This is a genomic window from Clostridium chromiireducens (genome assembly GCF_003575225.1).
Classification (GTDB): domain Bacteria; phylum Bacillota; class Clostridia; order Clostridiales; family Clostridiaceae; genus Clostridium; species Clostridium chromiireducens.
Genome location: NZ_QXDJ01000003.1, coordinates 737978 through 751107, shown reverse-complemented (window position 1 = coordinate 751107; position 13130 = coordinate 737978). Strand labels below are relative to the sequence as shown.

Sequence of the window (13130 nt, the reverse complement as noted above, 5' to 3'; positions counted from 1 at the left end):
TATTAAATAATTCAAATTGTTAAAGAGTACTGAATTGTACTCTTTAACATCGTTTGTTATTTACAAGGAAAGGGTGATGATTACAGTGGATGTAACAAATTTAAAAGTAGAAGAACTTCTTGAAATGGATTTTAGATGTGAATGTGGGAAAAGACATAGTGTAGAAATCAATTCTGTGAAAATAGGAAGCAACATAATGGAACAGCTCCCAGAATTTTTGAAGGAATTCAAAAACAAAAAGATATTGATTGTACAAGATATCCACACATATGCTGTAGCTGGAATAAGAGTAGAAGATATATTAAAGAATGATTTTTCATTAAAGAAATATGTGTTTCCACAGGAACACTTATTGCCTGATGTATATGCTCTTGGCAGGGTTCTTATAGAAATAGAAGATGATACTGCACTTATACTTGCTGTAGGTTCAGGTGTTATAAATGACATTTGCAGATATGTAGCTTACAGAGTACATGTACCTTATGCAATAGTTGGTACAGCACCATCCATGGATGGTTATGCATCAGTAGTGTCTCCTTTAATCACAGATGGTTTTAAAGAATCCCATAAAGCTATATATCCTTATGGAATATATTCAGATATTGTGATTATGAAGAATGCCCCAATGTATTTACTCTGTTCAGGACTTGGCGATGTATTAGGTAAATATACTGCTCTTGCAGATTGGTCAATTGCAAATCTATTAACAGGAGAATATTATTGTAAAACTATTGCAGATATGGTTCAAGCTGCAGTAGATAAGTGTGTTGCTGCTGCGCCAATGATTCCTGAAAGGAATGATGACGTTGTAAAAAATATAACAGATGCATTAGTTTTATCAGGAATAACTATAGGAATGGCAGGATGTTCAAGACCTGCTTCAGGTTCCGAGCACCATATTGCCCATGGGTGGGAGATCATGTTCCATGCAAGAAGAAGCGAGGAAAAATGGGTACATGGAAACTTTGTTGGAGTAGGCACAGTGGTTATGGCTATGTTATTTGAGGCATTAAAGGATATAGATATAGAAAGTGTAATGGCTAAGAGAAGCTTCAGATTCTATGATATGAATAAATGGAGACAAAATATTGAGAGTGTATTTGGTAAAGTGGCAGGCAATATAATTAATTATAAAAAGGATTCAATTGAATTGGACCCTGATAAGAGACAAGTAAATGCAGAAAAGATAGCATCAAATTGGAAGGAGATTCTTAATATTGGGCATACTATAGTACCAAGTTCTGAGAATGTAAAGAAAGTATTACAGGACGGGGGATGTGTATGGCATCCTGAAGAGCTTGGAATTGATAAGAATTTATTTATTAAGACCTTCATTGCTGCAAAGGACATAAGAACCAGATATGGCGTTGTGCATCTAATCGATGATCTTGGATTAACAGAGGAATTTGCTAATTTAATTGCTAATAAATTGTATAGATCCAACAACATATAAGATAATTATATGTTTTAATAGGGAGGTAAAAAATGAATGAGTTAAATGATATTAAATGTTTTCTATTAGATATGGATGGAACTTTTTACCTTGGAAATACACTTATTGACGGTGCATTAGACTTTCTAGATATTTTAAAAAGTCAGCAAAAGAAGTTCATATTCTTAACAAATAACTCTTCGAAAAATAAATCAACCTACAAGCAAAAGCTTTCAGCGCTTGGCTGCCATGTTGATGAAGAACAAGTTTATACATCTGGTGAAGCTACCATATGGTATATGAAGAAAAACTGCCCAGGTAATAAAATATATCTAATGGGTACAGAACCACTTATGAAAGAATTTGAAAAGGCAGGATTTATATTAGTTAATGACGAAAATGACAAGCCGGATTATGTAGTTCTTGGTTTTGATACTACACTAACCTATGAAAAAATATGGACAGCTTGTGATTATCTGAGAGATGGAATACCATTTTTAGCTACTCATCCAGATTTCAATTGTCCAATTGAAGACAGTAAATATATGCCGGATACTGGCTCTATGATAAGAATGTTTGAGGCATCCACAGGTGTTTCTCCTGTAGTTATAGGTAAGCCATATGGATATATAGTAGAGGCTATTATTGAAAAGTATGGCCTTAAAAAAGAAGATGTGGCAATTGTAGGAGACAGACTATACACTGATATTAAAACTGGAGTAAATGCAGGAATAACCAGTATTCTTGTATTAAGTGGTGAGACGTCAGAAGAAATGTATAAAAAGTCTGACATACCTGCAGATTATGTATTTTCATCAATCAAGTATATTGGTGAAGAACTTAAGCAGTTTCAGAAGAGCTTTATTTAATAGCTGTATGGTAGAAAAAATGGGAAAAATTTATTGAGTATGGCTGAAACCTCGTAAACTGAGATAAATTAAAAAATTAAATAAAGTCAAAATTATTTTAAAAGAACTAATTAATGTTAAAATTGGGAGGTAATATTATGAGTATTATAACAATTATTGGAGCAGGTCAAATGGCTTCTGCACTAACTTTTCCAGCAACAGAAAATAATAATAAGGTGCGACTTGTTGGTACACCATTAGATAGAGATATCATAAATATTGCGAAGGATACCGGTTTTCATACTACATTAAAGCGCCAATTACCCAAAGCAGGTATTGAATATTATCAAATTGAAGATGTAAATAAAGCAATAGACGGAGCTGAAGTTATTATTTGTGGAGTTAGCAGTTTTGGTGTTGATTGGTTTGCAGACAACATATTGCCTATTTTACCTGAAGAGATTCCTGTTCTCTCAATAACTAAGGGGATGATTACTGAAGAGGATGGCAAAATGATTAATTATCCACAGTACTTTTTAAGCAAACTTCCTGCTAATAAGAAACTTTCTATCAGTGCAGTAGGTGGCCCATGTACTAGCTATGAACTTGCCGACAAAGATAATTCCGAAGTTGTATTTTGTGGAGATGATATAAAAATACTTAGAATTTTCAAGAATTTATTTGAGACATCATACTATCATATTAGCTTATCTAAAGATATTGTGGGGGTTGAATGTGCAGTTGCATTGAAGAACGCTTACGCCCTGGGTGTATCACTCGCTATTGGATTAGCTATTGGAGCTGATGGCTCTGGAAAGGAACATTATAATTCTCAGGCTGCACTTTTTGGACAAAGCATAAAGGAAGCGAAACACCTTCTTGAAATAGTCGGAAGTGGTGAAGAAAATATTATATATTTTGGCGGAGACCTATATGTGACAGTTTTTGGCGGACGTACTCGTAGAATAGGAACCTTATTAGGACAAGGATTTTCATTTGAGGAAGCTATGGAACAATTAAAAGGAGTTACATTGGAATCTGTAGTTATTGCTACTCGTGCAGCAAAATATGTACGTTCTCTAGCTGAGAAAGGCATAGTCAAATTACAAGAGTTCCCAATGTTGATTCATATTGATGAGATAATAAACTCAGGAAATATAGTTGATATTCCGTGGAAATCTTTTGAATCAGAAAAAATATAATTATAAAATAAAAGTGATTTTAACGATATAGAGTTGATATAAAAATCCCCTTATTTCTTGGATCAAGAAATAAGGGGATTTTTATATATCTGGATTTGCTGCTAAAAATAAGCAATGACAAGGGTTTTAGAAGATTCCTTATCCAATAGATATAAATAATAGGGCTAGATAGGTAGTAAAGGAAAGATAAAAGAGATATAATAATTATTATGTAAAGTAAAGTTAACAAAAAACGTGATTTAGAGTGTAGCAATGAAAACAAAAATCATGAGTTATATATAATATGCTATAAAAAAGTAATAGCAAGAGGATTTAAAATGTAACTTATGATTGACATTGTTTAATTTAAAGTATAAAATTTAGACGAGTACTAGGGGAGCCATTAAGGCTGAGATGAATTTTTCAGACCCTTTGAACCTGCACTGGATAATGCCAGCGAAGGGAAGTTGTATGATAATTTAAATCTCGAAGTTATGATGATTTATAATTAATTTGATTATTAACTCTTTTCAATGGTATTTTTTGTACTGTTTGAAAGGAGTTTTTTTATGCAATTTTCACAAAGATTATTTATTAAAGAGAGTTGGGTTATATAAATGAAGGCATTAGAAATTCATAATTTATTCTTTAAATATACAGATTCAAATAAACTTATAATTGACGACCTATCATTTAGTATAGATAAAAATGAATTTGTTACAATTATTGCACCTAGTGGTACTGGTAAAAGTACACTTTTTAGATTAATTTTAGGTTTATTAAACCCCCAAAAGGGCAATATTAATATCTTAAAAGAAGGAGTTAAAAACATTATAGGGTATATGCCTCAAAAGGATTCTTTAATGCCTTGGAGAAATATACTTGATAATACAGCTGTCGGCCTTGAATTAAATGGTTATAGCAAGAAAGATGCAAGAAATAAAGCTGTAGAATATTTCGAAAGTTTTGGGCTGAAAGGTACTGAAAAATTCTATCCTCATGAACTATCAGGCGGTATGAGGCAGAGAGCATCATTTTTAAGAGCTATCGTAAATAATCCATCGATACTATTATTAGATGAACCTTTTTCTTCTTTAGATGCACTAACAAGAAGAAAGATGCAAACATGGTTATTGGACCTATGTCAAAAAGAGAAAAATACTGTATTTATGATAACCCATGATATTGATGAAGCGTTGCTATTATCTGATAGAATACTTATTTGCACAGAACTACCGTATAAAAATTTAAAATCTATTGAGGTTAATATCGATAGACCTAGAAACTATGAAACTACACTCTCAAGTGAGTTTATTGAGCTTAAAAGAGTCATTTTAAATATTCTTGATATGTTAGAAGATACTAAGGAGGAAGTTAAAAATGAAGAGATTTAATGATTTTATTTTTCCTTTTGTATTTCTAATATTAATACTATTAGCGTGGGAATTTTTAATACCATATTTTGAAGTTCCAAATTATATTGTACCTAAGTTTTCAGATGTGCTTAAAGCATTATGGTTACAAAAAGAATTGTTATACAAACATTCTGTAGTAACTTTAGGAGAAGCAATATTAGGGCTTTGTATATCTGTAATTATAGGCATATCGTGTGCACTTTCAATATATCTTTGGAGAAGTGTTGGAAAAACTTTATACCCAATTATAATATTTTCTCAGACAATCCCAACCATTGCGTTATCTCCAATTATGGTTATGTGGTTTGGATATAGTATATGGTCTAAGGTTGCAGTAGTAATATTATTTTGTTTCTTTCCTATAGTTATAAGTACATTAGATGGATTAAATGCGGTAGATAAAGATTTGGAAGATGTATTAAGAGCCTTAGGGGGAAGTAGACTTCAGATATTTTTTAAATTGCATATGAATTCTGTATTACCTAATTTTTTAAGCAGCTTTAAAATAGCAGCTACCTACAGCGTTTCAGGAGCTACAATAGGTGAGTGGTTGGGTGCAGAAGCGGGGCTTGGTATATATATAAAGAGAGCGGCAGGTATGCTGCAATCAGATTCAGTTTTTGCTGGAGTGTTAGTTCTATCATTTTTAGGATTGATCTTATTTTCAATAGGATTTTTACTAGAAAAGATTTTATTAAAATACAGAAGAAAATTAAAGGAGGATAATTATGAAATTAAAAAAGGTTAGTATATTATTAGTATTTGTTATGTTAGTTAGTTTGGTGTTTAGTGGGTGCGCTGGTAACGCAAATAAGAATGAGGATAAAAGTGCATCTAAAGAATTAAAAGAAATTAGTGTTCTTTTAGATTGGTATCCAAATGCAGTTCATACATTCTTATATGCAGCTGAAGAACAAGGATATTTTAAAGAAGCAGGACTAAAAGTTAATTTAATTACACCTGCTGGAACAGATGATGGAATTAAACTTGTTGCAGCAAAGAAAGCAGACATTGCTATAAGTTATCCAAAACAAATTATTTTAGCAAGAGGTGAAAGTATTCCTGTTAAATCAGTTGGAGCAATAGTTAGGAGTTCATTAAACCAACTTATGGTTCGTAAAGATTCAGGAGTTAAAACTCTAAAAGATTTAGAAGGAAAAAAGGTTGGATATCCATCTTTTGATATTGATAAGGAAACAGTAAAAACAATGGTTGCTCAAGCAGGTGGAGATCCATCAAAGGTTGAGTTTGTAGATGTTGGTTATGATTTAATGGCTGGAATAGAATCAAAAAAAGTTGATGCAATTATTGGTGGATACATCAATCATGAAAAGATACTATTAGAAAAGCAAGGTGTTCAATTAGATACTTTTGCTCCAGTAGATTTTGGAGTACCAAACAACTATGAATTAGCATTTATTGCAAATGATGATGCTATTAAGAATAATAACGATACAATACAAGCTTTCTTAGAAGCAGCTAAAAAAGGCTTTGAATACACTAAAAATAATCCTGATAAAGCTTTAGACTTAGTATTAAAAGCTCAAAATGAAAGTTTTCCACTAGATGCAGAAACAGAGAAAAAGAGTCTGCAAATATTATTGCCTCTTATGGAAAATGAAAGTGGTAAATTCCTAAGTCAAGATGAAGAGAACTGGAATAAGAATATTAAATGGTTGCAAGATAAAAATTTACTTCAAGGTAAAGTTGATAGTAAAGAATTATTTAAATAATTATCTTTAAATGTTGAAAAAAGTAAATACTATTAGAAAATTTGAAAACATAAATAAAAAAGATATTATACCGTAATGGATATAATATCTTTTTTATTTATGTTTATGAAATGGTACTGTAATCATAATAAATGAATAAAATGATAGGTAGTTATTAGTAAATATAAGAGGTGATAAATCCGATAGAATAATCTGTTGCTACATACCAAACTGTATCTATTTTTATTTGGAGGATATTAGATGAGAAAAAGACTAAGTAGTATTTTGTATAATTCCATATTTCGCAAATTTAATGATGATAATATTAACGTAAATGAAAATAAATTAAGGCAATTTCCTTATGAAATTGAAGTTGTCGCTGAAAATTTATATGTACCATGGGCTATAGCCATAGGAGATGATGGAACGATATTGGTTACTGAAAGGATTGGGAGAATAAGAATTATTAAAAATGATATACTTCAGCCACAGCCACTTATGATATTTTCTACACCTTTTGTAAGTCAAGGAGAAGGCGGTTTAATGGGAATTGCAATAGATCCAGATTATTCGCAGAATCATTATATTTATGTTATGCATTCATATGGAGATAGTAATTTAATTTATAACCGTGTTGTAAGATTACTTGAAAATAATAATAGTTTAATTATGGAGAGAATTATCATAGATAAGATCCCTGGAGGAAGAATTCACAATGGTGGAAGGCTTAAAATTGGTCCAGATCATAAATTATACATTACGACAGGAGATGCTGGAAATTCTTCTTTAGCTCAAGATCCTTTTAGTACAGCAGGAAAAATACTGAGAATAGAATTAGATGGAAGTATTCCAAAAGATAACCCGTTTCCAAATTCACCTATTTATAGCCTAGGTCATCGAAATCCACAAGGTTTAGCGTGGAATTCGAAAAATATCTTATATGAATCTGAGCATGGACAATCAGCACATGATGAAATAAACATAATTATACCAGGAGTAAATTATGGTTGGCCTCTTGTTCAAGGTGATGAGGAATCAGTAGAAGTTGTAACACAAAAGTCATTAATACACAGTGGAGAAGAAACATGGGCGCCTTCAGGAATTTCACTTGTAAAACAAGGACCATGGAAGGGAAAATTACTTGTTGCGGCTTTGCGTGGACAACAACTATTTGTCATATCATTAAATCGGGATGGAACAGAAGTTAACAATATAGAATCATTCTTAAAGAATGAATATGGCCGTTTACGTGAAGTAGTTGAAGGTAAAGATGGATCAGTTTATTTAACAACTAGCAATATGGATGGAAGGGGAAATCCTAATATTGGTGATGACAAAATTCTCAGGCTAATTCCTAGATAAGTAGCACTTAAAAGTAGACAAGTGCATGTAATACTACTAAATAAGTTGTCGAATTTTTGAGGTAAAATTACTAAATTTAATATCACCGTTATCCTTATATATGAATAACATGTTATATTGGAAGGAGTTGATTATTAAAATGGGATTTGAGAGAGATAGTTACTATAGTGATTTACATGATAAATGTAAAAAATGTATGTTCTATCATACTACATTAACAATGAAAGATGGAAGCACATTAGACGGAATTATTGAAAATGTGGATAATGATCGTATTATTGTACTCGTTGGTGAGGATGTAATGGAATCAGACGATGATAATGAAAATGACAACAATAGGCAATATGGAAGAAGACCTTATCAAAGACGAAGATTCAGGCGCTTTAGACGTCAAGCTTTTCCATTAGCTAATTTAGCTGCATTATCACTTTTACCTTATCCTTATGTTGCTCCACCGTATCCATATTTTAATCCATATTATCCTGGATATTAGTAAAAATGAAAATAGATATTGCTAATTCTTTAACTTCTATTATTTTATCCTTTATAATACCTACAATGTCTTAGTAATAATAAAGTTGTTAAAAAACACATCTAAATTATAGACAAGAACATAGAAAATTATCAGTTTTAAAATCTAAACTAAAAAGACATTAAATGCAGTATTATAGTTGTATTTAATGTCTTTTTGTCTATAAAATTAATAAAGCACTAAATAGTGGTAACAATATTTTTTGAGAAACTCGTTCTTACTTAGTATAATTTTTTAAATAATCTATTAATGTTTTTGATGCAATTGAGAGATTAGAAGCGTTTTTATAAATTACTCCAATATGTCTTTGTGGAATAGGAGTATCTAAAGTAATTTCTTTCAATTTTTTATTTTTTAAATCTTCAAGAATAAATTCTTTTATTACAGATGTTATTCCAAGACCAATTTTAGCGCACTCAATTAGGAAATCCATATTACTGGCCTCTATATCTGGAATAATATTTACATTCTGATTTGAAAAATAATTATCTATATGATTTCTTGTTACATTAGGATTCTCTAAGAGCATAAATGAACCCCTATTAAACAAATCTTCTAGAGACGTATAGGAGAGTTTTTTTAAGTAATCTGGACTTGCAACTAAAATATCATGGATCCTTGATAATTTTACAAACTGTAAGTTATCATCATTTTGTGGAGGACCTACAATAGCTAAATCTATTTTATCTTCCTGCACTAATTGGACAGTATCGATAGTTGGTCTATTTATAATATTAATTTTAAAATTAGGGTATATCTTTATAAAACTCTCAAGTTTTGGGACAAGATAATTTTTTCCTATGGCGGTGCTTACGCCAATGACAATATTCCCCATGTCCTTATTTTTAAGTTTTTCTATTAATCTTTCACCTAATAAAAATTCTTCAAAGCCATTTTCTATATGGTTATACAGTACCTCTCCCTCAGAAGTTAATGTAACTCCTTTTGAGCTTCGTAAAAAGAGTTTAACTCCTAAAGCATTCTCTAATGTCTTGATAGATTTACTTACAGCAGGCTGTGATACATAAAGAACTTCAGAAGCATGAGATATATTTTTGTATTTAGAAACTATGAAAAATACCCTATAAAGATTTAAATCTAAAAGCAAATAACTTACCCCCTTACTATAATTTTTATTATGCAAATTAAATTCATAATTATAAAAACATTGTACTTGATTTTTAAGTAAATATATAACTAATAGTTATGAATAATATAATAAGTATATAGTTTAACTATATCACTTGAAATAATAATATGACAATATGGGTACAAGAATTAAAAGATGAAATGCCCTCTTAGCGCAAATTTTTAAAACAAATTATTATTTTTATAAATGATAAATACTACAAATAAAATTGTAGTAAAAGGTAATATAAAAAAGATAATTTTATCTGTAAATATCGAATAAATATACTAGAAAAATTATTTAAAATAACACTAATAATATTGCTAAATTCAGACAATAATGATATTCTTAATTATATGATAAATAATTTCAATTAGGAGGTGTCGTTATAATGAGTATTTGCAGTTTAAACCCAGGAGAAAAAGGAATTATTTCATCTATTAACGGGGATACGAAATTAGTAAAAAGATTATTTGCTTTAGGATGTATTGAGGGGACAGAGGTAGAGCTAAGAAGAACAGCTCCACTAGGGGATCCAATAATTATAAATTTTAGAGGATTTGATTTAGCTATAAGAAAAAAAGATGCAAAAAATATATTATTAAAGAAATTATAGGCAGTATACTTGATATAGTATAGGCTTTAAATTCTAATATGATTATTAGCAAAATAGGGGAGAAGTAAAATCATGATAAACGTAGCTTTACTTGGTAATCCTAATGTTGGAAAAACCACGTTATATAACGCTCTTACTGGATCAAATCAATATGTCGGTAATTGGCCAGGTGTAACGGTTGATAAAAAGGAAGGCTATCTTTCTGGAGAAATTAAAATCGTAGATTTACCAGGAATATATGCTATGGATACCTTCTCTAATGAGGAAAAGGTATCAAAAAGTTTTTTGGAAGATGGGGATGTAGATTTAATTTTAAATATTGTAGATGCTTCTAATCTAAATAGAAATTTATATCTAACAACTCAGCTTAAACAATTTAATAAACCAATAATATTAGCTTTAAATATGATAGATGTATGTGAAAGCAAAGGAATAGTTATAGATTACGAGAAATTATCAAAAGAGTTAGAGGTAGAAGTAATTCCAATAATCGCGGGAAAAAATATTGGGATTGATAAAATAGAAGAAAGATTAAAGCAAGGAGATTTTATAAATAATCTAAATAAGACTAAATTTAACTTTTCTTCTGAGAAAGAAGCATACAAATTTATTGAAAGTGTAATGGATTCATGTGTGACCATAAAAGATAAAAATACAAAAACTATTACTGAAAAATTGGATAAATATGTATTACACCCAATTTTAGCATACCCGATTTTTTTACTCTTGATGGCTTTAATGTTTCAGCTAACATTTTCTTGGGTAGGACAACCTTTGTCTGATGTTTTGGATTCAGCCCTAAACGATAATCTTATACCATATGCACGATTGTTGCTTTCTAGTACATCACCTTGGTTTAGTTCATTGATCGTTGATGGAATAATTTCAGGTGTTGGAGGAATACTAGTACTATTACCAATAATTTTAGTTTTATTTATATGTATAACTATTTTAGAAGACAGTGGATATATGGCAAGAGTCGCTTTCATGATGGATAAGCTAATGAGAAAAATGGGGCTTTCTGGTAAAGCTTTTATTCCAATGATTATAGGTTTTGGGTGTACGGTTCCAGCAATAATGACAGCGAGAACACTTGAAAGTGAAAAGGATAGAAAATTAACGGCTTTACTTGTTCCGTTTATGTCTTGTAATGCTAGATTACCTGTTTACACAGTTTTTGCTTCAGTATTTTTCACATCCCATAGAGGGTTAGTTGTATCGTCATTATACCTCCTTGGAGTTGTTGTTGCATTTTTACTCGGTATTTTATTTAAAAATACATATTTTAAAAAGGATGAAGAGCCTTTTATAATCGAAATTCCTGAGTATAAAATGCCAAAGATATCATCAATTTACAAACAAACAGAAGATAAAGCCATGGGCTTTTTACAAAAAGCGTCAACTATTATTTTTGCAATGAGTGTTGTGGTATGGTTTTTGTCAAACTTTAATCTTCATGGTATGGTAGATGTTGTTGATGAGAGTATTTTAGCATCAATTGGCAGTGTGATAGCACCTGTATTTGCACCTTTGGGTTTTGGTAATTGGCAATCAGCTGTATCCCTTTTATCAGGACTACTTGCAAAAGAATCTGTTTTAGCGTCTATGCAAGTAATATTTGCAGGAGATTTGTCTGAAATACTTCCAACTCATTTTACAAGTATTTCTGCCTATGCTTTCTTAGTTTTTATATTATTATATACTCCATGTATATCTACAATAGGAACTATGTATAAAGAATACGGTACTAAAATGACTGTTTTCTCTGTAGTATTTCAATTAATAGTTGCTTGGATTGCTGCTTTCTTTGTATATAATTTAGGTGGTTCAATATTTAATGTGATTCATCTGTTTTTGAAAATGAATAATATGTTTGTTTAGCATCTAATTAAATTTACTGATTCTATAATATATTTAGACCTTGAAAAGCTGATATTAAGTGAGGTAGGTGGAGATAAAATGATAGAAATAATAGTGACAGCTTTAATAGTTTGTTTTGCTGGCTTTATAATATTTAAATCATTAAGAAACTCTTCAAAAGGAAAATGTAATTGTGGCTGTAATGGCTGCAAGGCAGAAAAGATTTGTTCTGATAAGAGTAACAGTAATGAGAAATGAAATTTATCAAGAGTAAATAAGTTTTGAATTTGATTTCTTTATATAATATATGTTAAAATAGGATTCCGCTAGAATAATTATTATTTTAGTGGAATTTTATTATTAAATAAAAAGTAATAATATCATTACTAAAGAAAAAATTAAGTATAATACGAAGGTAGGAATACATTAAATGAATTATAAAACACATATAAATGGTGGTATACTGACCGGACTATATTTTAGTTCTCAAATGACAAATAGTCCAATAATAACAAGCGCAGCATTTGTGGGTGGGGCGCTTATTGGAAGTATACTTCCAGACATCGATCATAGGAGCAGTTATATTGGTAGAAAGACTAAAGTCATCTCAAAAACCATAAACAAATTGGCTGGACACAGGAAATTATTTCATGCGCCTCTAATGTACTTACTTCTATATTCAGCTAGTAGTGGAATGATGATAAATAAGTTATTTCTATTAGGAATAAAGGGAGTATTTTTCGGTGTATTATCTCATTTAATTTTGGATAGTTTTACAATAGGGGGATTACCTTGGTTTTATCCATTAAGTAAAAAGAAATTTTCCTTAGGGAAAATTAAAACTAATAGTAAACTTGAAGACATTTTATGCGGGATTTTAGTATGCATTAATATAGTTATGTTTCTTGATATATTGCATATTACATCAATATTTACATTTATACCTAAATAGTAATGTTTATGTATTTAACAAAAATGAAATTGAGAATTCATTTTTGTAAAAAAATTATAAAATAAAAAACGTACAGAATAAATAATAATGT

The 13130-nt window shown here is 30.2% G+C and carries 13 protein-coding genes and 1 riboswitch; of the genes, 12 read left to right on the top strand and 1 reads right to left on the bottom strand.

What is annotated here, in order from left to right:
- Positions 1–76: 76 nt before the first annotated feature.
- From D2A34_RS14980 to D2A34_RS14945, 8 genes are all read left to right on the top strand, one after another.
- Positions 77–1453 (top strand): sn-glycerol-1-phosphate dehydrogenase, encoded by a 1377-nt coding sequence (locus tag D2A34_RS14980; RefSeq protein WP_242966169.1) that lies wholly within the window; start codon positions 77–79, stop codon positions 1451–1453.
- 32 nt (positions 1454–1485) lie between these two features.
- A complete protein-coding gene (locus tag D2A34_RS14975; RefSeq protein ID WP_119367175.1) occupies positions 1486–2301 on the top strand; it encodes an HAD-IIA family hydrolase in 816 nt (271 codons plus the stop codon).
- A gap of 137 nt (positions 2302–2438) precedes the next feature.
- Positions 2439–3482 carry a glycerol-3-phosphate dehydrogenase gene (locus tag D2A34_RS14970; protein ID WP_079441767.1) on the top strand — a complete coding sequence of 348 codons (1044 nt, stop codon included), beginning with the start codon at positions 2439–2441 and terminating at the stop codon, positions 3480–3482.
- A gap of 362 nt (positions 3483–3844) precedes the next feature.
- A riboswitch (TPP riboswitch) is annotated at positions 3845–3943 on the top strand.
- Positions 3944–4078: 135 nt separating this feature from the next.
- The gene (locus D2A34_RS14965; RefSeq protein ID WP_119367174.1) at positions 4079–4855 is read left to right on the top strand and encodes an ABC transporter ATP-binding protein; all 777 of its coding nucleotides are present in this window, start codon (positions 4079–4081) and stop codon (positions 4853–4855) included.
- Positions 4842–5624, top strand: coding sequence for an ABC transporter permease (locus tag D2A34_RS14960; RefSeq protein ID WP_079441769.1), 783 nt, complete (start codon positions 4842–4844; stop codon positions 5622–5624). The genes D2A34_RS14965 and D2A34_RS14960 overlap by 14 nt, the downstream gene beginning before the upstream one ends.
- Positions 5605–6609 carry an ABC transporter substrate-binding protein gene (locus D2A34_RS14955; protein WP_079441770.1) on the top strand — a complete coding sequence of 335 codons (1005 nt, stop codon included), beginning with the start codon at positions 5605–5607 and terminating at the stop codon, positions 6607–6609. The genes D2A34_RS14960 and D2A34_RS14955 overlap by 20 nt, the downstream gene beginning before the upstream one ends.
- A gap of 240 nt (positions 6610–6849) precedes the next feature.
- Positions 6850–7950 (top strand): PQQ-dependent sugar dehydrogenase, encoded by a 1101-nt coding sequence (locus D2A34_RS14950; protein WP_119367173.1) that lies wholly within the window; start codon positions 6850–6852, stop codon positions 7948–7950.
- A gap of 139 nt (positions 7951–8089) precedes the next feature.
- Positions 8090–8443 (top strand): hypothetical protein, encoded by a 354-nt coding sequence (locus D2A34_RS14945; RefSeq protein WP_119367172.1) that lies wholly within the window; start codon positions 8090–8092, stop codon positions 8441–8443.
- 256 nt (positions 8444–8699) lie between these two features.
- On the opposite strand, the gene D2A34_RS14940 is transcribed toward D2A34_RS14945, so the two are convergent.
- Positions 8700–9590: a LysR family transcriptional regulator gene (locus D2A34_RS14940; RefSeq protein WP_079441773.1), complete on the bottom strand. Its 891-nt coding sequence runs from the start codon at positions 9588–9590 to the stop codon at positions 8700–8702.
- 412 nt (positions 9591–10002) lie between these two features.
- On the opposite strand from D2A34_RS14940, the gene D2A34_RS14935 reads away from it, so the two are divergent.
- The 4 genes from D2A34_RS14935 (at position 10003) to D2A34_RS14920 (ending at position 13039) form a co-directional block, all read left to right on the top strand.
- Entirely contained in the window at positions 10003–10227 is a 225-nt protein-coding gene (locus tag D2A34_RS14935; RefSeq protein ID WP_079442458.1) for a FeoA family protein, read from the top strand.
- Positions 10228–10299: 72 nt separating this feature from the next.
- Positions 10300–12108 carry a ferrous iron transport protein B gene (gene feoB / locus D2A34_RS14930; protein WP_079442457.1) on the top strand — a complete coding sequence of 603 codons (1809 nt, stop codon included), beginning with the start codon at positions 10300–10302 and terminating at the stop codon, positions 12106–12108.
- A 78-nt stretch (positions 12109–12186) separates the two neighbouring features.
- Entirely contained in the window at positions 12187–12345 is a 159-nt protein-coding gene (locus D2A34_RS14925; RefSeq protein WP_079442456.1) for a FeoB-associated Cys-rich membrane protein, read from the top strand.
- A gap of 172 nt (positions 12346–12517) precedes the next feature.
- Positions 12518–13039: a metal-dependent hydrolase gene (locus D2A34_RS14920; protein WP_079442455.1), complete on the top strand. Its 522-nt coding sequence runs from the start codon at positions 12518–12520 to the stop codon at positions 13037–13039.
- Positions 13040–13130: the final 91 nt, after the last annotated feature.

What these genes read in the sequence shown, in the direction of transcription:
- D2A34_RS14925 (WP_079442456.1), top strand. Translation starts at nt 12,187, where the DNA reads ATGATAGAAATAATAGTGACAGCTTTAATAGTTTGTTTTGCTGGCTTT.
- D2A34_RS14965 (WP_119367174.1), top strand. Translation starts at nt 4,079, where the DNA reads ATGAAGGCATTAGAAATTCATAATTTATTCTTTAAATATACAGATTCA.
- D2A34_RS14945 (WP_119367172.1), top strand. Translation starts at nt 8,090, where the DNA reads ATGGGATTTGAGAGAGATAGTTACTATAGTGATTTACATGATAAATGT.
- D2A34_RS14935 (WP_079442458.1), top strand. Translation starts at nt 10,003, where the DNA reads ATGAGTATTTGCAGTTTAAACCCAGGAGAAAAAGGAATTATTTCATCT.
- D2A34_RS14950 (WP_119367173.1), top strand. Translation starts at nt 6,850, where the DNA reads ATGAGAAAAAGACTAAGTAGTATTTTGTATAATTCCATATTTCGCAAA.
- D2A34_RS14960 (WP_079441769.1), top strand. Translation starts at nt 4,842, where the DNA reads ATGAAGAGATTTAATGATTTTATTTTTCCTTTTGTATTTCTAATATTA.
- D2A34_RS14980 (WP_242966169.1), top strand. Translation starts at nt 77, where the DNA reads ATGATTACAGTGGATGTAACAAATTTAAAAGTAGAAGAACTTCTTGAA.
- feoB (WP_079442457.1), top strand. Translation starts at nt 10,300, where the DNA reads ATGATAAACGTAGCTTTACTTGGTAATCCTAATGTTGGAAAAACCACG.
- D2A34_RS14970 (WP_079441767.1), top strand. Translation starts at nt 2,439, where the DNA reads ATGAGTATTATAACAATTATTGGAGCAGGTCAAATGGCTTCTGCACTA.
- D2A34_RS14955 (WP_079441770.1), top strand. Translation starts at nt 5,605, where the DNA reads ATGAAATTAAAAAAGGTTAGTATATTATTAGTATTTGTTATGTTAGTT.
- D2A34_RS14975 (WP_119367175.1), top strand. Translation starts at nt 1,486, where the DNA reads ATGAATGAGTTAAATGATATTAAATGTTTTCTATTAGATATGGATGGA.
- D2A34_RS14920 (WP_079442455.1), top strand. Translation starts at nt 12,518, where the DNA reads ATGAATTATAAAACACATATAAATGGTGGTATACTGACCGGACTATAT.